Raw genomic sequence first — 19,473 nt, 5'->3', positions numbered from 1 at the left:
TCCGCCCAATTCGGAGTTACGCCGTTGTTCTCGTGGTCGCCCGAGACTTGCCTTCCAGATGTTCGTCGAGCACGCGCGCGATGATCGGCAGCACGTGGGGTGCGGTCATTTCGTAGTGGGTGACCTCGATGTCGTGGTTGCTGATTTCGCCGGTCACATAGGGGCGCCAGCCGTCCGGGCCGAAGATGTCGGAGGTGTCGACGGTCGCGCTGAAATACAGGATGTCGCCGTCGAACACGGGGCGCCGGTATCCGGTTCTGGTTCGGGCCGATGCGTTGTAGGACGCGGCCAGCCGTTCGAGGGTGTCCGCGTCGATCAGCGTTACGCCGCCGAGTCGCTCGCGGATCGCGTCGGCGGCTTCTCGAGCGGTCGCCTCGGCGGGCACGTCGTGGATGCCGATGACCGAGCCGAACGCATTGACGAAGCCGCCCGCGGTGAGTTGCTCGATGCTGTCACCGTCGATGTCGGCGGTATCGGCGTCCAGGAGCGCGACGACACCGACCGTGTCGCCCGCCTCCCGGAGCTTGGTCGCGATGGCGTGCGCGATGAGGCCGCCGGACGACCAGCCGAGCACGTGATACGGACCCTCGGGCTGCACGGCGCGGATCTCGCGGATGTACCGGTCGGCGAAGTCCTCGATCGAGCGGGCGGGTGGTTCACGGCCCTCTAGATCCGGAGCCTGCAGGCCGTAGATCGGTCGGCCGGGTCGCAGCGCCTCCGCGAATCCGAGGTAGGTCCAGGAGACTCCGGACGACGGGTGGATGCAGAACAGAGCAGGCTCGGTGCCGCCGAGCCGGATGGGCAGCAGCACATCGAGACCGAGTCCGCCCGGGACCGGGGTGGCGGCTGCCGCCGCGGATTCCTCGGCAGCGGCGGTCTGGGCGGCCGGGGTGTCGGCGAAATGCGCGGCCGCGCCGAGCGCGTCGATCCACAGGTCGGCCAACTCGGCCACCGCGTTCTCTTCGAGCAGTGTCGCGGGGAAGCCGAAGCTCGCCTGCAGCCGGTCACCGACGACCACCGCGCTCACATCGATCGCGGATTGCACTGGCACATCCGGATGTTCGGCACCGTGCAGGTCGCCGAGTTCGTCGGTGGGCAGCCAGCCGATGCCTTCCAGCCCGGCGGGGATGTCGCCGGTCGCGTAGCGGCCCACGTAGTTGAAGCTGATGTGGCCGGGCAGGCGGGCCGGAAGGTGCGCCGCCGTCGTGGGATTCAGGTAGCGCAGCAGGCCGAACCCGATGCCCTTGTCCGGCACCGCGAGCAGCTGATGCTTCACCGTGCGGATCGCCGCGCCGATGGCAGGGCCGCCGGCAAACGCGTCGTCGACATCGATGCCGGTGAGGTCGAGCCGCACCGGGTAGATGCTGGTGAACCAGCCGATCGTGCGGGACAGGTCGGCGCCGGGGACTACTTCCTCTTGTCTGCCATGGCCTTCGAGCCGAATCAGCGCGGTGTCGGTGGCCTCGCCGCGCCAGCGGATCAGCGCGAGCGCCAGGGTGGCGAGCAGGGCGTCGTCGACGCCACCGTGGAAGAGGCCGGGCAGCGTGGTGAGCAGCGCGTTGGTGACGTCGGCGGCTATTTCGCGTTCGACCATGCGCAGTGTGTGCGTCTGATCGACCGTGGCGTCGAGCTCGCGGGGACCGATCAGCGGGTCAGTGCCCTCGACAACCCGCCGCCAGTATTCGAGTTCGGAAACCCTGCTGTCCGTGCATGATTCGTCGGCCAGTGCGTACGACCAGCGCCGCATCGAGGTGCCCGTCTCGGCGAGGACCGGGGTGTCGCCGACCGAAAGCTGCGCCCAGGCGGCGATCAGATCCGGCACCAGGATGCGCCAGGAGACGCCATCGATCACCAAGTGATGTGCCACCACGACGAGTCGGCCCGCCCTGGTCCGTGTTCCCGCGTCGCCCACCGGGTCGAGCCAGACGAACTGCAGCACAGTCCCGCTCGCCGGATCGAGCCGGTTCATCGCGGAATCGAGCTCGGTCACCGCGTATTCGCGCAGCTCGACGGAATCTGCCGCGTCGACCTCGACGCGATGCAGGAGTGCGTCCACGTCGACCGAGCCCGGTTCGCCGACCAGTAGTCGTGGCGCACCGTTCTCGGCGGTCGTCAGCCGTGCGCGCAGCATGTCGTGCCGGTCGACGACGGCCGCGAGTGTGCCGACGATCTGGGCGCGGTCGATTCCTACCGGCAGCTCCAGCACCGCGGTCTGCGCGAAGCGGTCGTAGTTGCCGCCGCGCTCCAGCATGTAATGCACGATCGGTGGAACGGGCATATCGCCCACACCGCCACCGGGCAGCTCGTCGAGCGTCACTACCGCGCCCGCGGCGTCGGCGGCGGTGGCGAGCGCCGCCACCGTGCGGTGCTCGAAGACCTGCAGCGGCGTGCAACGGATGCCCTCCAGCTTGGCCCGCGACACCAGCTGGATGGCGAGGATACTGTCGCCGCCCAGGGCGAAGAACGAGTCGTCGGCGCCCACCGTGTCGAGACCGAGCAGCTGACCGAAGATCCTGGCGAAGGCTTCCTCGGTGGGTGTCGACGGCGCCCGATACACGGTCCGTTCGACCGTGAATTCCGGCGCGGGCAGCGCCTTCCGGTCGAGTTTACCGACGGGATCGAGTGGAATCGCTTCCAGCACAACGAAAGCGGACGGCACCATGTGCGTGGGCAGGGTGCCGTCCGCGAGGGCACGAACCCGCCCGAGGTCGAGCTCGGCTCCCGGTGTGCGCACCAGGTAGGCCGCCAGAGCCAATGTCCCCGTGGGCCCGGGGACACCGAGCGTCACCGCGAAGTCGACGCCGTCGGCGCGCCCGAGCACGGCGTCGATCTCGCCGAGCTCGATACGTTGTCCGCGCACCTTGACCTGGAAGTCGGTGCGGCCGATGTACTCCAGCTCCACGTTCGCCGCGCGACGCGTCCAGCGCACCAGATCGCCGGTGCGCAACATCCGTTCTCCCGCTGCGCCGAAGGGATTCGCGAGGAAGCGGGCGGCGGTCAGGCTCGGCCGGGCGTGGTAACCGCGGGCCAGTGCAGGTCCGGCGAGGTACAGCTCACCCGCGACACCGACCGGAACCGGGCGCAGCCGATTGTCGAGGACAAGCACGGCCGCGCCCCGTATCGGCGTACCGAGGCAGACCGGCGTACCGACGGCAAGGGGAGCGGAAGCCGTTGTCCAGATGGTGGATTCGCTCAGTCCGTACAGGTCGACCATCGTGCGGTCCGCTGCCCAGCGCTCGACGAGTTCGGCGCCGACAGCCTCACCGGCGACCGCGAGTACCCGCACGCTCGGCACCTCGGCGGGATCGAGGGTGGCCAGCGCCGACGGCGTGATCACCATGTGGGTCACCCGTTCGGCCTCGATCAGCTCGGCGAGTGCGGTGCCGCCGAACACATCCGGTGGCGACACCACCGCGGCGCCGCCGGTGCCGAACGCCATGACGGCCTCGAATACCGACGCGTCGAAACTCGGTGAGGCGACCTGCAGGACCCGGGAGTGTTCGTCGAGGCCGAGCACTGCGCGCTGCGCCGCGACCATGTCGGCGATGCCTCGATGGGGGACCGAGACGCCCTTGGGTGTTCCGGTCGAGCCGGAGGTGTAGATCAGCCACGCCGGATTGTCCGGCCGGATCGGTGTGGGCAGTTCGCTGTCGCGCACGGCGGTGCTGCGCGCACGGGACCAGCGCTCGACCACCTCGAGGTCGTCGAGCACGAGCCAGTTCGTGCTGTCCGGCAGCATCGACCGGCAGGCGGCGACGGTGAGACCGACTCGGGCGCCGGAATCTGTCAGCATGTGATCGATCCGCTCCACCGGGTACTTCGGGTCGACCGGCAGGAAGGCCGCCCCGATCTTCGCGGCCGCCCACATACCGGTGAGTAGTTCGGCCGAACGGGGGAGGCCGAGCGCCACCACGGTTTCCGGGCCTGCGTCCGCTTCCAGCAACAGCCGCGCCAGCCGGTTGGTGTGCGCGTCCATCTCCCGGTACGTCGTCGTGTGTCCGGCGACGACCAGGGCGGGATGCTCCGGGTACTGCGAAACGGAGGCGGCGAGCAGCTGCGGAAGTGTTGCTGTCCCGGAACTTTCGGGTCCGCGCACCGGCACCAGGGTGCTGCGCTCGGTGTCGTCGAGGACGTCGACATCGGCGATGCGCACCCCGGGCTGCGCGAGGACGGTGGCGAGCACGCGGCGCCACCGGGTGACGAGCGCCGCCACCGTCGCCGGATCGAACAGGTCAGTCGCGTAGGTCAGGACGCAGTCAAGGCCGACCGGTCCCGTCTCCCCGAAGGGAACGCGCAGGACGAGCGTCAGGTCGAACTGCGAGGAAGTTCGGTCGAAATCCTCCACCTCGAACCGCAGGCCGGGTAGTTCGAGTGCGGGCTCGACGAAGTTCTGCAGGTTCAGCAATACCTGGAACAGCGGATGGTGCGCGGTCGACCGGCTCGGGTTCAGCACCTGGACCAGCCGCTCGAACGGCACGTCGGCATGGGCGAACGCGTCCAGATCGACCGCCCGGACCGCGGTGAGGAACTCGGTGAACCGAGCGCTCGGGTCGACCGGAGTGCGCAGTGCCAGCGTGTTGACGAACATGCCGACGAGCTCGTCCAGCGCCCGTTCGCCGCGGCCGGCGATCGCGGTGCCGATCACCACGTCGTCGGTGCCGCCGAGCCGGGCCAGCAGGACCGCCAGCGTGGCGTGGGCGACCATGAACAGGGTGACGTTGTGCGCGGCCGCGAATTCCACCAGGGCGGCGTGCAGTTCGGCGTCGATGGTGAAGGGGTAGTCGGCGCTGCGCATCGACTGCACTGCGGGTCGCGGGCGGTCGGCGGGCAGCTCGAGCTGGTCCGGCGCGCCGGTGAGGGTGTCGGTCCAGTATCGGATCTGCTGCGCGGCAGTCGATTCCGGATCGGACTCGCTGCCGAGCAGCTCGCGATGCCAGAGTGTGAAGTCGGCGTACTGGACGGCAAGCGGCACCCGAGTGTGGTCGGCTCCCGCCGTCCGCGCCGCGTAGGCGGCGACCACGTCGGTGGCGAGGGGCGCCATCGACGCGCCGTCGGCGCTGATGTGATGCACCACCAGGACGACCACGTGGACCGGCGCGGAACTCGCGGTGTCCTCAGCGCCGCTCATGGAGGGACCAGGTGCGGTGACGCGGAAGATGCTTACGCGCAGCGGTGGTTCCTCGGCGAGATCGAATCCCTTGTCCGCCACTGTGTTGATCCGATCGCGCAGCGGTGCACCATCTTCGGTGTCGAGTACCGTGATGTCCGGCGCGGCGACCTCGGCGGTGATCACCACCTGGTGTGGTCCGTCCTCGTCGGCGGGGTAGAGGGTGCGCAGAGTCTCGTGCCTGCCGATGACATCGGCGAGCGAGCGCCGCATGGCATCCACGTCCAGTTCGCCGGTGAGCCGGAGGGCGACCGCGATGTTGTACGCGGGCGACGTCGGATCCATGCGGTTGAGGACCCACATGCGCTGTTGCGCCGGCGACAGCGGGATCCGGGCAGGCCGGATCCGCGGGGCGAGAGCGATGGGTTCGGGCTTGCCGTCGGTGGCCGGGACGACCCGTGCCGCCAGTTGCCCTACGGTGGGCGCGTCGAACAGATCACGCAGGGTGACGGCGGACCCGAGCGCCGAATTCAGCCGGGCGACAACCTGGGTCGCGCTCAGCGAGTCGCCGCCGAGCTCGAAGAACGACCGGTCGACGCTCACCTGTTCGGTGCCGAGCACATCGGCGAACACTCCGGCGACGGCTTCTTCCAGCGGGGTGCGCGGCGCCAGATACGGATGTTGTGTGTCCGAGAAGTCGGGTACCGGAAGGGCTTCGCGGTCCAGCTTGCCGACCGGGGTGAGCGGAATCGAATCCAGCGCAACGACGTAGCCGGGCACCATATACCCGGGCAGTTCCGTGGCTAGCTGCGCACGCAGCCGCGCGGTATCCAACTCCACCCCCTGCGCGGGCAGCACATATGACACCAGTGCGGTCGCCCCCGCCGGGCCCGCGCGCCCGATCGTCACCGCGTACCCGACCTGCTCGTCGCGCGACAGCGCCGCGTCGATCTCGCCCAGCTCGATCCGAATGCCGCGGATCTTGACCTGGAAGTCGCTGCGGCCCAGATACTCCAGTTCGAGGGCGCCGTTGCCGGTGATCCAGCGCACCATGTCGCCGGTCCGGTACATCCGCTCGCCCGGCTCTCCGCACGGGTTGGCGACGAAGCGTTCCGCGGTCATCGCGAACCGGTTGAAGTACCCGCGGGCGAGCGCTGGACCGGCCAGGTACAGCTCACCGGCGATGCCCACCGGAACCGGGCGAAGGCAGGCGTCGAGCACCATGGTGGCGGCACCGCGGATCGGCCCGCCGATCGTGATCGGCTCGCCCGCGACGAGTTCGGCGGACCAGGTCGCCGAGATACTGAATTCGGTGGGGCCGTACAGGTTCGCCATTCGCCTGCCCACCGACCATCGCTCGATCAGTTCCGGTGTCGCGGCCTCACCGGCGACCGAGACCAGGCGCAGGTGGTCCATACCGCTGGGGTCCATCGTGGCCAGCACCGATGGCGTGACGACCGCGTGGGTCACCCGTTCGGCGCGCAGCAGCCGGTCCAGCTCGGCGCCACCGTAGACATCCGGCGGCGAGACCACGAGCCTGCCGCCCGCCGCGTGCGCGGTCAGCAGCTCGGAAATAGATCCGTCGAAGCTCGGTGAGGACAGCAGTAGCGGGCTTGCCGTCGAACCCAGCTCGAACGACTCCTGTTGGGCCGCGACCAGATTCGCCACGCCGCGGTGGCTGAGCAGCACAGCTTTCGGCTTGCCGGTGGATCCCGAGGTGTAGATCAGGTAGGCCGTCTGATCGATATCGATGGGGCCGCCGCGCTCCTCGTCGGTGATGGGAGCGTCGGAGACCGTCATCGCCGAGCGTGGGTCGTCGAGCAGCAGCCAGTCGACGGTGTCCGGCAGGGTTTCGTGGATCGCGGTTACCGTCACACCGATCGACGCCTTCGAGTCGGTGATCATGTGCTCGATCCGATCCACCGGATAGCCGGGATCCACCGGTGCGAAGGCCGCGCCCGTCTTGGCCAGCGCCCACATCGCGATCACCGATTCCAGCGATCGGGTGAGGGCGAGCACGACGAACACCTCACGGCCGATGCCCTGGCGCAGCAGTATCCGGGCGAGGCGATTGGAGCGTGCGTCGAGTTCGCCGTAGGACATGGTGCGCGCGCCCGCGCTGACCGCGATGGCGTCGCTGTCGACGCGCGCGCCGTCGGCGAGGATATCGGGCAGGGTCCGCACCGGTACCGACTCCGGTCCGCGGACCGGCAACAGCGCGGCGCGTTCCGCGTCGTCGCAGTACTGCAGCTGTGCGACCGGGGTGCGTGGGTTCTCGGCGAGCTGGGTCAGCAGCCGGACGAAGCGATTCAGCAGTGGCCGTGCCGCCAGGGGACCGGGTTGTTCGGCCATGCACTGCACAGTGATTCGCAGGGTGTCGTGTCCCTCGCTGCCGCGCAGCGGAATGACCATGAGGCTCAACGGGTAAGGCGCCACATCGGCGCCTTCGACGTCGAGCACCCGCATCCCCGCGATGTCGAGCGTCTGCGACAGCAGCGCTTCCCGGTCGATCGGGAAGGATTCGAAAACGACCAGCGTGTCGAACAATTCGGTAAGGCCGGTCGCCTGGTGGATGGCCGCGAGCCCGACCTGCTGGTGGTCCATCAACCGGGCCTGTTCGGCCTGCAGCCGGGCCAGCAGCTCGGCCACGCGCTCCGCGGGATCGAGTCGCACGCGTACCGGCAGCGTATTGATGAAGAGGCCGACCATTTCTTCGACGCCCGCCAGCTCCGGTGGCCTGCCGGAAACCGTCGCGCCGAACACGACATCGGTCCGGCCGGTCAGCATGGCCACCACCATCGCCCAGCCGGCCTGCACCAGCGTGTTCACCGTTGCGCCGGATTCGCTTGCGGCCGTCGCCAACCGAGTGACCGTGCCGTGGGACAGATCGATGGTGGCCGTCCCGGTCTCGGTGGACTCGACCCCGACCAGGGCCGGGACCGCGCGGGTCGGCGTATCCACCCCCGCCAGCGATTGCGCCCATGCGGCGACGGATGCCGCGCTGTCCTGTGTGCGCAGCCAGGTCAGGAACTCCCGGTAGGAGTGTGCGGGCGGCAGTGCGGCGGCCTCGCCCGAGGTGAGGTAGAGCGTCAGCAACTCGCGGACGAGCAGCGGCCCCGACCAACCGTCCAGCACGAGGTGATGATTGGTCACCACGAGGCGGCAGATGTCGCCGGCGGTCCGGATGAGCAGGAAGCGCAACAGCGGTGGCCGGGTGAGATCGAATCGGGTGCGCGCGTCCACGGCGATCACTCGATCCAGCTCCTGTTGCCGCAGATCGTCATCCGCGATGTCGGTGAGATCCAGATCCTGCCAGCGGAGTTCGGCATCGGCGAGAACGAGCTGGCGCGGGCCCTCGCCGGTTTCCACGAAAGCGACCCGCAGGATGTCGTGCCGCGCCACCAATGCCTGCGCGGCGGTACGCAAGCGGGACACATCCACCGCGCCCGCCAGGGTGAGGATCGACTGCACCGTGTAGCTGTCGGCGGTGTTCGGGTCGTACAGCGAGTGGAACAGCATGCCCTCCTGCAGCGGCGAGAGCGGCCACACGTCGGCGATACTCGGATAGCTGTGTTCCCACCCGTCGATCTGCTGCTGGGTCACCGGCACGAGGTCGAAATCGGACGGTGTGTGACCACCAGGACTCGCGGACCCGGCATGGTCGGCGAGTGCCCGCACTGCGTCGGTCCACAGTCCGGCGAGCTCGTCCACGTCGGCGGCGTCGAGCAATCGAGAGGCGTAGGTCCAGGTCACTTCCAGGCCGGTGTCGGTCAGGACGGCGCTGACATCGACAACGACGGCCAACGGCGCCCGGTCGTCTCGAGTTTCCGCGAAGCGTTGCGGGAGAAAGGCTCCCGGCCCGCCGTCGGTCATTGCCCGGCCCAGGTAGTCGAAGCTGATCTGCGGGGTGGGTGCGCCCGCGAGCGTGTCGGCGTTCAGATAGCGCAACATGCCGAAGCCGATGCCCTTGCCGGGCAACGCGCGCAGCTGCTCCTTGGTGGCCTTGATCGCGGCGCCTGCCGCGGCGCCGCCCGCGAACGCGTCGGTCAGGTCGATACCGGTCAGGTCGACGGCCACCGGGTACTCGCTGGTGAAACAGCCCACCGTGCGCGCGACTCGGTCGCCGGGCTCGATGTCCTCTACATGGCCGTCGCTCTTCAGCGTGAACAGTGCGGAGGTCCGGTCGCGCCACCGACCCAGTGCCATCGTGAGTGCGGTGAGCAGCACATCGTCGGCGCTGCAGTGGAATCGGTCGGCCGCGGTGGTGAGCACGGTATGCGCGATATCCGGTGCGATGGCGCTTTGGCGATGCGCCAGGGTGGCGACCACATCGACCGCGGGATCCAGGGTGCCGGAGCCGAGTGCCGGATCGGGTGTCGCCAGCACGCGCTGCCAGATCGGCAGTTCGTCGACGCGCCCGCCCGCGTGCTCGACCAGACCGTGCGCCCAGCGCCGGAACGAGGTGCCGACCGGGGCCAGGTCGCCGCCCAGCGCCGCTGTGGCCAGATCCGGCAGCAGAATTCGCCAGGAGACCTCGTCGATGACGAGACGGTGCACGACCAGCCAGCACAGGGGATCGGCGTCCGCCCGCTCGATCAGCACACACCGCGCGACGACGCCGGACTCGGGGTCGAGCAGGTCGGCAGCGCGCTGCACTGCCCGTTCGCAGGTCTCCTCGATGTCCGGACCCGCCGCCACGACCTCCAGTAGCGCCTCGGCATCGACCGAACCGCGGTCGGCGACAACCCATTCCCAGCCTTCACCGGTGCGACGCAAGGAGGAACGCAGTACGTCGTGGTGGTCGACGAGCGCCTGCAGGGCCACGCCGAGTCGCGCCCGCTCGATACCCGTCGGCAGGCCGATCAATACCGCCTGGCCGGCCCGGCGCCACGTATCCCCGTGGTCCAGCATCGCGTGCACGATCGGTGTGAGCTCGACAGGGCCGGCGCCGCCACCCGGCAGTTCGTACACCTGCGCCTGTACGTCGGTGGCGACAGCGGCCAGCGCCGCAACAGTCTTGCGCTCGAAGACATCCCGGGCACCGAACCCGAGCCCGGCTGCCTTCGCCCGGGACACCAGCTGGATCGATCCGATGCTGTCCCCGCCGAGCGCGAAGAAGCTGTCGTCGACACCCACCGCCTCCCGCCCGAGCACCTCGGCGAACAGCGCGGCGAGTGTCTCCTCGCGCGGAGTCGACGGCGCGCGGCCGACGGTCGCATGCACGCTGGTCTCCGGTGCGGGCAAAGCCTTGCGATCTATCGTGCCGAGCGGAGTGAGCGGAATGCTGTCCAGCACCACGACGTACGCGGGCACCATATAGTGCGGAAGTGATTCACCGGCAGCCGCTTTCAGTGCCTCCGGATCCACCTCGGCTCCCGGTCTGGGGAGCACATAGGACACCAGCGCGGTAGTGCCGAAACCGGTTTCGGTTCCGAGGGTGATCGTGAAGTCTATGTCCGGATGCCGTTGCAGCACCGCGTCGATCTCGCCCAGCTCGATACGGAAGCCACGCACCTTCACCTGGAAGTCGCTGCGGCCATGGTATTCCAGCTCCAGCCTGCCCTCCCGCGTGCTCCAGCGCACCAGATCGCCGGTCCGGTACATCCGTGCGCCCGGCGCGTACGGGTTCGCGACGAATCGGCCGGCCGTCAGTCCGGTGCGCTGGTGGTAGCCGCGCGCCACTGCCGGTCCTGCGATGTACAGCTCACCGGTCGTCTTCGGGGGAACAGGTCGCAGCCATGGGTCGAGCACAACGGCGGAGACCCCGCACCGGAGGCTGCCGATGGTGATCGGTGCGGCGGGTGTGAGAGCTTCGCTCACGCTCACGGTCACGGTGGTTTCGGTCGGGCCGTACCCGTTCAGCAGGGTCCGCCCGGACCACTTCGCCGGTAGCTCGGGCGGGCAGACCTCACCACCGACAACCACCGTGTGCAGGTCGGGCAGCGTCGCCGGATCCAGTGACGCCGCAACCGCGGGCGTGACATCGAGATGGGTGACGCGGTGTGCGCGCAGCACGTCAGCCAGCTCCTCGCCCGCAGCGGCCGACGGCGGCACGACGACCAAGGTGGCGCCTGCGGCGAGGGTCACCAGGATCTCCTCGATCGAGATATCGAAACTCGGCGAGATAGCATGGGCCACAACGGAATTGGAACCAACACCGAACCTACTGCCGGAACTCGCGACCAGATCGGCCAACCCTCGGTGCGCGACCAGCACACCCTTGGGCACTCCGGTCGATCCGGAGGTATAGATGATGTACGCGGCCTGGTCCAGGTGCACGGGGGCGCGGCGCTCGGCGTCGGTGATTGCCGCCGCGTCCTGCTGGGCCACGCCGAGCCGAGTTGTCTCGTCGTCGAGTATCAGCCAGTTCACCCGGTCCGGCAGCGACTGCCGGGCAGCCGCGACGGTCACGCCGGACACGACACCGCTGTCGCCGACCATGTGCTCGATCCGGTCGGTGGGATAGGTCGGATCGATCGGCACGAAGGCCGCGCCGGTCTTGGCCACCGCGATCATCGCCGACACCGACTCCGCCGAACGCGGAATCGAGATCGCCACGGCGCGTTCCGGTCCGGCGCCTGCGGCGATCAGCAGCCGGGCCAGCCGATTCGTGAACTCGTCGACCTGGCGGTAGGACAGCGTGGTCTCGCCGCTGCGGATCGCCACCGCATCCGGAGCGAGTGCCGCACCGGCAGCGAGGATTTCGGGCAGCGAACGGGGTGCCACACCTTCCGGCCCGTGGACGGGGACGAGTTCGGCACGCTCGTCGTCGGACACCATCTGCACCGTCGAGAGCGCCGCGTCCGGCCCTGCGGCCAGGAACCGGTGCAGGAACAGCAGGAACCGGTGGTGCTGCGTCGCCAATTCGGCGTCGCTGTAGAGGTTTCCGTTTGCCTGGAAGTCGATGTGGGTGCTCTCACCGCCCACCCCGGGATACAGGTTGACGAACAGATCGTCGATCAGCCCGGAGGTCAGCACGTGCAACCGTCCGGTGACCTCGCCGAGCTGAATCCGGGAGTCCACCATCATCAGGTTCACCGACGGCCCGAACGACGCGGGTTCGTCCAACGGCCAGCCGAGATCGCGAAAGATGTCCTCCTGGCGGTAACGCTGCCGCCGCAACGCGCCGGTGAGCTCGGCCTGCGCGGCGCGGATCACGTCGCCGACAGTGGTGGTCGGCGACAGGGTGAGCCGCAGCGGGACGACATTGGCGACCATGCCACCGGAATGTCGCAGGCTCGCCGTGGTGCGCGCCGAAACGGGAAGGCTCAACACCACCTCTCCGGCTCCGGTCATGGCGGCGAGATACGCGCCGAACGCGGCGACGACGGTCGGCGCGACGCCCGAGGAGGCAGCCTTCGCGACAGAGTCCAGCGCCGCCGCCATGTCGCTGGACAGCGCGCCCGCGACGCGGCTCGGCTGCGCGTCGACATCGGCGATGCGCCCGGCAAGGCTCACGGGGTCGGCCATCCCGCCGAGATGCTCGAGCCAATACTCCCGGTCGGCCACGAACCGATCCGAGCGGCGGTAGGCCACATCGGCGTCGACGATCTTGCGGAGATCCTCGGCCTTTGCCGCAGGTGGTTCCTCGCCATCGACCGCCGCGTTGTAGAGCTCGCCGGTGCGTTGCACCATGGCCACCGCGCCCATGCCGTCCAGCACGATGTGGTGGATCCGCGTGTAACAGAACCAGCGGTCGTCGGCGATCCGCAGCATGGCGCCACAGACCAGGCGATCGACGGTCAGGTTCAGCGGCGCCGCGTACTCCGCGCGCATCCACGTCTGGGCGGCGGCCACCGGATCGGGATCGCCACGGAAATCCAGGACGACCGGGTCATCGTCGAGCGTGGTGTCGACCAGCTGGAAGGGAAACCCGTCGACCTCGATCAGCCGCAGATACCCGGTGCCGAACTCGCGACCGGCCTGGCGCGACGCCTGCGTCAGCAGCTCAGGGTCTACCGGACCGCCGAGGTCGATGTACTGCGCCATGGAGATGGGGATGTCGCCCGCGATGTGCTGGGCGAACCAGATGCCGCGTTGAGCCGCCGACAGCGGGAATGCGCCCTCGGGTAAATCGGGGCCGGTCTCGGTGGGCGATGGGAAAATTTGTTGCATGAAGGCTCCTACGTAGGAACCACCGGGTAGTGACCGCCCGTAGCTACCGCGGTAGTAGCGGTACTCGCGCCGCACAGCAAGCGCTATTCAATTCTGGACCTTCCCGGTGCGCACCGAAAGGGTAGTGCCGACGCTGCGCGCCCCGAATCGTAGAGTTCGGGTCACGAAGCCGGTCCGGGCCTGGTCAGGCCGACCGAGCACCAGTTCGGTGTCGCATCGGTCCGAGCATCTCCAGACGGTAAAGACGGAGCGGTTGCACCAGCCTGGGCAGGTGGTTGTGGAGAAGGCGCCGGTGTCGGCGGTACCTGCGAGGAGAGCGATCAACTACTCGATTTCCGCTGCCGTGCCAGGTGCGCTATCGCAGCTGTCCGGCCGTATTCGGCTATCAGGGTTGTTGCGAGCCCGCCGGCGAGTACGCATGCGACCGAGGTCCCGCTGCGGGTTCGCAGCAACCGTCCGCGGACAGGTGCGCGGACCCGGTCGCCGCGCACGAACAGGTCCACCTTCGGTGTGCTCGCGCAGTCGGGTAGCAGTGCGCCGGTCGCGGTGCATGCTCCGACGGCCAGGCACCGTGGGTCACGAGCTGGGAAGAGGACCGGCTCTGCTGCCGAGTTGCCCGCTGCCGCGATCACAGTGATCCCGGCGTGTGTCGCTGCCCGCAGCGCGGCGGCCAGTCCGGCATGAGTGTCGTTCTGGCCCAGTGGAATTACGATCACCGCTGCACCCGAAGATGTCAGCCATCGAATGGCGGCGGCGACATCATCGGGCCGGATGACGCCGTCCGCTGATGCGGTGCAGGCAACGTTCAGGCGCGCACGTGGGACGATTCCGCGCAGTCGCACCGCGCCCTGTCCGACCAGCAGCGATGCGGAGAAGGCCCCGTGCTCGCGGAACCACAGTGGGGCGGTCCGCGCCCCGCCGAACCACTGGACGGTGATGCAGGCTCCGTCCAGGTCGGCGACCGACTGATCGAAGCCGCCTTCGATCAGTCCGATCGTGAGGCGCGTTTCCCGGTCCTCGGCCATCGAGCTCGGCCACCACACGACGCGCGGATCGTGCGCGGCGGCTGTCCGCGCCCGCAGATAGCCGACGGCATCGATGACGGCCGTGCGCTCGCGCTCCACCACCGACCTCGAATTGTCATTGATTCCGCACATCTGGAGCACTTTCTTCGGGCCACTGACTGCAGGCGATTATCGCCTTCCGCATCAGCATGTGTCGCGAACGTGCCGATCGCATCCGTGCTACCACGGTGTCCTTTTCGGTGTCGGCACCGAGGTGCTCCGAAGAATTCATCCATAGTGTCGAGTTCTCATCGAACTGATGAAATACGAAAGGAAAATGAAATGTCCATCAACAGCATCGATTCGCAGCTCGGCGATATCATCGATCCGAAACTGCGCAAAATTGGCGAACGTGTGGTTCGCCAGCTCGAATTGGCGGCGGACAAGGCCGCTGCACACGCTGCCGACGCGAAGCGGTTCCCGCTGCCAACCCAACAAGACTCCGCCGAGAATATTCTTGCGGGCTGGTTCGACACTATGTCGGCAAAGAAGCGGGCCGCCGCCGGGGCCGCCGCTGTCCAGCGACTGAAGCCCAGCGCGACCCGCACGGCCCATCTCGGGGAACTGGTCGGGGTCGATCTGCAGACGCGGACGCCGATCGCCTCGCAAGGCTCAGCCTTCGCGATCCCCAACCTGAAGTTCTCCGCCGCGGACCTCGCGAAACTGCAAAACCCGGTGTTCCTCCGCACATTGGGCGGGATGATCCCCCAGCATGCACCCGCTCGGGCGACGCGGTCGGACAGCCTGATGCTGCGAGTGACCCAGGTGCGCTGCGCCAACGAGACCAACAGCCCGTTCGGCGGTCACATCGGCGAAGACGACATGTGGCTCGGTGGCACATCAGTCGATGAGAGCGGTGACACGAAAACCATCGAGCCGATCAAGCTCGGGAGTTTCGACAATAAGGAAGTCAAGCACTACCAGCCCCCGCGGAACTTCACAACCTTCAATATCACCGAGCGCGGTAATTCCTTCCCCAAGGCCTATCTCGTGACACTCGTGCTAGTCGAACGGGACAATGGCAAGGCAATGCGAACATTTCTTGATCGGGTTACGAGGGAGATCAAAAAGCAGGTTCAGGACGCTTTGATCAAGGTGGGGAAGGCCATCGGAGGGTCGTTCGGACTGGTGGTCGGAACCATTTCCGCCTGGGTATTCGGTGAACTGATCGACTACATTTCCTCGGGTTGGCGGGACACCGTATTCCGGCCACTCACCGTGACCGCCCACGTCGGCTCGTACGACAGCGTATGGGTCGGCTCCGGTCGCAAGGACAGCACGGATCGAATGCTGGAGACGAAGGCGCCGCAGGCACGGTATCAACTCTGGTACGACTGGTTGCTGTACAACTCGGCGGCCGGGTTGGGAATCATCTAGCGCGGTGTCAGGCAACGTCGGTTGGGCAATCTGGCCGCCGGATCTTCGAGCCTGTCGGCCAGACAGTAGAAAATCCTCTCTGACCTCGGTTGGAGAGGATTTTCCTGTTGGAGTGGGGCGTCATGATGTCCCGCTGGCGTGGTCGCTGAGTGTGCAGGCCGACATCCTGGGAGTCTGGGGCGCGGACAAGAGGCGGCGGCCGCTGGCGGGAGGCGGTCGCGTTGTGCCGAGATCGGCTACCCCGTGACCCTCGGCGGTTCGGACCCGCCATGGTAGTGGCGCTGGACACCGGTCGCTGGACAACTCGCGGACGCGTTGCCGCCACCGACGAAGTGCCTGAGCGCCATCATCGCGATGCTGTGGGAACGCGGCTGCGACACCAGGAACTCCTGTCAGGATGTCGAATCCCGAGCGATGGGGACATCAGCGGCCGGGCAGGCCCTGCTAGCCGTGAACATTCTGGCGGACATGGGTATTCACGCCGATATGGTGGACAGCACCGTGTATTTCTCCCTGCCCGCCGACTGACCGTCTACCAGTCCGTGACTCGGCGAACGAATCCTGTTGAACGACCGGGATATCCGGCGAAAGACAATGACAACGAAGGGGCTGGGTAGCGTAAAATTCCACAGGGACGCCGCTGACCGCCAGAACGGTGCCGGCGGGATGAATGCGAGAGAAACGATCGCTGCATGATGCCCGAGAGATTGCCCGATCGGTCTCGGGTCGAGATTATCCAGAACCGAACCGTCCGGTCGTCGTAGCCCGTGGCCGGCAGGGTGCCGTTCGGATGAAGGCAATCACCAACGACCTCTTTCGGGACGGCGATCGATCTCACGCAAGACGCATGCGCCCTGGTAAGGATCACAAATACCTTACTTGTAACTGCATGTTCGCCAAGTGACTGCTCGGTAGTACCCCGCTCCCTGCGAATGTTCGGTACGTTGACCATCGGCACGGAACGAATACGACAAGGGGGGGCAATGGACGAGTACATCAGCAATAACCCGCGATCGCTCTACGGCGAAGGCAGTGATCAGGTGCGCCGGAATCTCGGACGCACGGGGGGCCTCGATGGCGGGATGCACGAGAGCGAGACCGCTCACCTTCGCGACATCGTGGATAAGTTGGAATACGTGGTACAGACTTGCTCACGGGAGAGCATTCCGCTTCCTTTCGTATTGAACGAAGTCGAAACAGCCCTCGGTGGGGCAATCGGTGATATACCCGCCGACTGGCACTCGACCCTGCGTCTTCACCTTGTCGACTATGTGACCGCGGCATTCGCGAAGGAACGCCTACAGCCGCCGTGCACGTGACCACGAGCCTGCGCTACGAGCACGGCGGATCCATCGGGATCGGATCGCACCGGGTCCTCGCCGACGACGGCGTGCCGGAACTGATGCGTTGCGGCGAGACGTCTCCAGTCAGGTATCGGTGAGCTCGGTGATGATTCTGGCGATCCGGCTCTTGCGGGTTTCGGGGCGCTTGGCCGCGGTGACGGACTGCACGCGTTCGCGTTGCTTGCTGTAGGAGAGCGCGGCGAACGCTGCTGTCGAGCCGTGGTGCTCCAGTGCCTGTGCGAGATCGTCGGGAACCTCGATGGTGCGTTCTTCCTTGTCGAGTGCGACGGTGACCTCGGTGGTGTCTCCGGCGCTGACACCAGCGGCGTCACGGTTCGACGCGTTCAGCGGCAGCATGAACTCGCCGCCGTACACGGCCACCGTGCTGCGGTACGTGTGGGGCCCGATGGTCACGACGACCCGTGGTCGCTTCCCCTGGCCGAGCGCTTCGACGATGTCCGCGGGTACCCGGAAACCGGTGGCGGTCTTTCCTCCGAGCTCGATCCGCGTGGTGAAGTGATGTGACGTCACTGCTGCCTCCAGCTCCACTGATCTGTACGTTGCACCTGAGTATTACCACCGTCCGCGCGCCCGGAGTGGCAGCGTGCGATCGGCGAGACCACACCCCCCCGTCGTTCCCGTTGACGCGGGTTCTCGAAGTCGAAGCGGCCGCCGATCAACTCTGTTCGAGGTCCCCGCGCAGGGTGGTCGCGATTCGGGTGAGCGCGGTTCCGAGGTTGCGGCGCTGAGCGGCGGTCAGTGGATCGAATACGAGCCGCTTCACCTGCGCGACGTGCTCCGGGGCGCTGTCGGCGAGCTTCTGGCGGCCGCCGTCGGTGAGGGTGGCGAAGGTGTATCGGCCGTCGCTCGGGTCGGGTCGGCGGGTGACCCAGTCGCGGGCTTCGAAACGGTCCATCGCTTTCGACAGGCGAGGCTGGGTGCTGTCGCAGACCCGCGCGAGGTCGCTCAGGCGCATCGTGTCGTCGTCGGCCATGGACAGCTGGGCAAGCACCCCGTACTCGAAGTTGGAGATGCCCGCGTCGCGTTGTAGCTGGCGGTCGAGGGCTGCTGGGAGGGCGATGACGACCGTGAGTAGCGCCTGCCAGAGCTCCTGCTGGTCCTCATCGAGCCAGGGTGAGGGGGTATTCATCCGTCCATCGTACTTGCCTGGGAAACATGCACTTGCCTGGGCAAGTCATAATGCGCTAGGTTTTCACTTGCCTAGGCAAGTGAAAAGGTTGCCTAGGCAAGGTTGAGGAGCTGATTCCGATGACAACGAGCCGCCGACCCGACCCGAACGGCCGAGCTTCCAGTGGCCGCGGTCTACGTGGATCTCCTCGCGCCGTGAGCGCCGTCGACCGGCCTGGTCATGGGCGACTCCAACCGCTCGGTCCAACTGATCTGAGCCGGTTCGACTTTCCCTTCCCCCTCGATCGCCTCATCCCGTGGCGACACCGAAACACCTGGAGGACCGTTCCATGAAGGCAATCCGTTTCCACGAGTTCGGCGCCGGCGAAGTCCTGCGCTACGAAGACATCGACCGTCCGGTTCCCGCGCCCGGGCAGGTGCTCGTGCGGGTCGTGGCCACCTCGTTCAACCCGGTCGACGATCACATCCGCGCAGGCCATCTGGCGGAGATGATCCCGATCGCGCTGCCGTATGTGCCGGGCATCGACCTGGCAGGCACCGTCGTCGAACTCGGCGCGGACGTGACGAGCTGGGCGGTCGGCGACCGGGTCGTGGCGATGCTGCCCCTCGACTCCGCGGGCGGCGCAGCCGAATTCGCGCTGGTCCCCGCCGAGTCCCTGGCCGCGGCACCGCAGACGATCGAGTTGGTCGACGCCGCCGCGCTGCCGCTGACCGGCCTCGCCGCCTGGCAGTTGGCGTTCGAGCTCGCCGAGCTGAAGCCGGGTCAGACGGTCCTGGTCAACGGTGCGGCGGGTGCGGTGGGCAGCCTGGTGGTGCAGCTCGCTGTCGACGCGGGAGCGCAGGTGACCGCGGTGGACGCGCCGGAGCACGCCGATCGGCTCAGCGGCTACGGCGCGGTCCGGGTCGAAGGCCCCCTCAGCCTCGCCGACGGTCCGGACGCGGTGGGCGGTCCGTTCCACGTGGTGGTGAACCATGTGCGTGTTTCCACCGAGGAACTCGCACAGCTGACGAACTATGTCGCCGACGGTGGGATCGCCGTGAGCTCGGCAGGCCCGATTCCGGAGGACACCGCCCGCGGGGCCCGCAGTGAGAGCCTGTGGGTCCGCAGCGACGGAGCCCAGCTGAGCGAGCTGGTCGCCAAGGTGGACGCCGGGAAGCTTCACATCCACGTCGCCGACCGTCGCCCGGTGGCAGAGCTGGCCGACGTGCATGCGGACGCGGGTGCCGGCCGCCTGATCGGGAAGACTGTCGTGCTCGTCCCCTGATCGCGACCGATCGCAGTTGACCGAGGCGGGGTGCTTCCCGCGCGAGCGGGAAG

The 19,473-nt window shown here is 67.6% G+C and carries 8 protein-coding genes; 4 read left to right on the top strand and 4 right to left on the bottom strand.

From position 1 onward, the window contains the following. Positions 1 to 16: 16 nt before the first annotated feature. Positions 17 to 13,222 (bottom strand): amino acid adenylation domain-containing protein, encoded by a 13,206-nt coding sequence (locus ACFWPX_RS08930; protein WP_378926939.1) that lies wholly within the window; start codon positions 13,220 to 13,222, stop codon positions 17 to 19. Between the two features lie 320 nt (positions 13,223 to 13,542). Further along, complete coding sequence (locus tag ACFWPX_RS08925; RefSeq protein ID WP_378926938.1) at positions 13,543 to 14,379, bottom strand: S8 family serine peptidase; 837 nt, start codon at positions 14,377 to 14,379, stop codon at positions 13,543 to 13,545. A gap of 189 nt (positions 14,380 to 14,568) precedes the next feature. Between ACFWPX_RS08925 and ACFWPX_RS08920 the strand changes: the two genes are divergently transcribed. From ACFWPX_RS08920 to ACFWPX_RS08910, 3 genes are all read left to right on the top strand, one after another. Then, positions 14,569 to 15,663, top strand: a complete 1,095-nt coding sequence (locus ACFWPX_RS08920) for a hypothetical protein (RefSeq protein WP_378926936.1) — start codon at positions 14,569 to 14,571, stop codon at positions 15,661 to 15,663. A 354-nt stretch (positions 15,664 to 16,017) separates the two neighbouring features. Then, the gene (locus ACFWPX_RS08915; RefSeq protein WP_378926935.1) at positions 16,018 to 16,191 is read left to right on the top strand and encodes a hypothetical protein; all 174 of its coding nucleotides are present in this window, start codon (positions 16,018 to 16,020) and stop codon (positions 16,189 to 16,191) included. 455 nt (positions 16,192 to 16,646) lie between these two features. Further along, positions 16,647 to 16,982: a hypothetical protein gene (locus ACFWPX_RS08910; protein WP_378926933.1), complete on the top strand. Its 336-nt coding sequence runs from the start codon at positions 16,647 to 16,649 to the stop codon at positions 16,980 to 16,982. Between the two features lie 108 nt (positions 16,983 to 17,090). Here ACFWPX_RS08910 and ACFWPX_RS08905 read toward each other — a convergent pair whose 3' ends face one another. Continuing rightward, positions 17,091 to 17,537 carry a DUF1905 domain-containing protein gene (locus tag ACFWPX_RS08905; protein WP_378926932.1) on the bottom strand — a complete coding sequence of 149 codons (447 nt, stop codon included), beginning with the start codon at positions 17,535 to 17,537 and terminating at the stop codon, positions 17,091 to 17,093. Between the two features lie 145 nt (positions 17,538 to 17,682). Beyond that, positions 17,683 to 18,156, bottom strand: a complete 474-nt coding sequence (locus ACFWPX_RS08900; protein WP_378926931.1) for a MarR family winged helix-turn-helix transcriptional regulator — start codon at positions 18,154 to 18,156, stop codon at positions 17,683 to 17,685. Positions 18,157 to 18,484: 328 nt separating this feature from the next. On the opposite strand from ACFWPX_RS08900, the gene ACFWPX_RS08895 reads away from it, so the two are divergent. Then, the gene (locus ACFWPX_RS08895; protein ID WP_378926930.1) at positions 18,485 to 19,420 is read left to right on the top strand and encodes an NADP-dependent oxidoreductase; all 936 of its coding nucleotides are present in this window, start codon (positions 18,485 to 18,487) and stop codon (positions 19,418 to 19,420) included. Positions 19,421 to 19,473 lie beyond the last annotated feature (53 nt).

The sequence above is a fragment of the Nocardia sp. NPDC058518 genome (assembly GCF_042719655.1).
GTDB lineage: Bacteria > Actinomycetota > Actinomycetes > Mycobacteriales > Mycobacteriaceae > Nocardia.
This window is presented reverse-complemented; position numbering and strand designations above follow the sequence as displayed.

What these genes read in the sequence shown, in the direction of transcription:
- ACFWPX_RS08920 (WP_378926936.1), top strand. Translation starts at nt 14,569, where the DNA reads ATGTCCATCAACAGCATCGATTCGCAGCTCGGCGATATCATCGATCCG.
- ACFWPX_RS08930 (WP_378926939.1), bottom strand. Translation starts at nt 13,222, where the DNA reads ATGCAACAAATTTTCCCATCGCCCACCGAGACCGGCCCCGATTTACCC.
- ACFWPX_RS08910 (WP_378926933.1), top strand. Translation starts at nt 16,647, where the DNA reads ATGGACGAGTACATCAGCAATAACCCGCGATCGCTCTACGGCGAAGGC.
- ACFWPX_RS08925 (WP_378926938.1), bottom strand. Translation starts at nt 14,379, where the DNA reads ATGTGCGGAATCAATGACAATTCGAGGTCGGTGGTGGAGCGCGAGCGC.
- ACFWPX_RS08900 (WP_378926931.1), bottom strand. Translation starts at nt 18,156, where the DNA reads ATGAATACCCCCTCACCCTGGCTCGATGAGGACCAGCAGGAGCTCTGG.
- ACFWPX_RS08915 (WP_378926935.1), top strand. Translation starts at nt 16,018, where the DNA reads ATGCTGTGGGAACGCGGCTGCGACACCAGGAACTCCTGTCAGGATGTC.
- ACFWPX_RS08895 (WP_378926930.1), top strand. Translation starts at nt 18,485, where the DNA reads ATGAAGGCAATCCGTTTCCACGAGTTCGGCGCCGGCGAAGTCCTGCGC.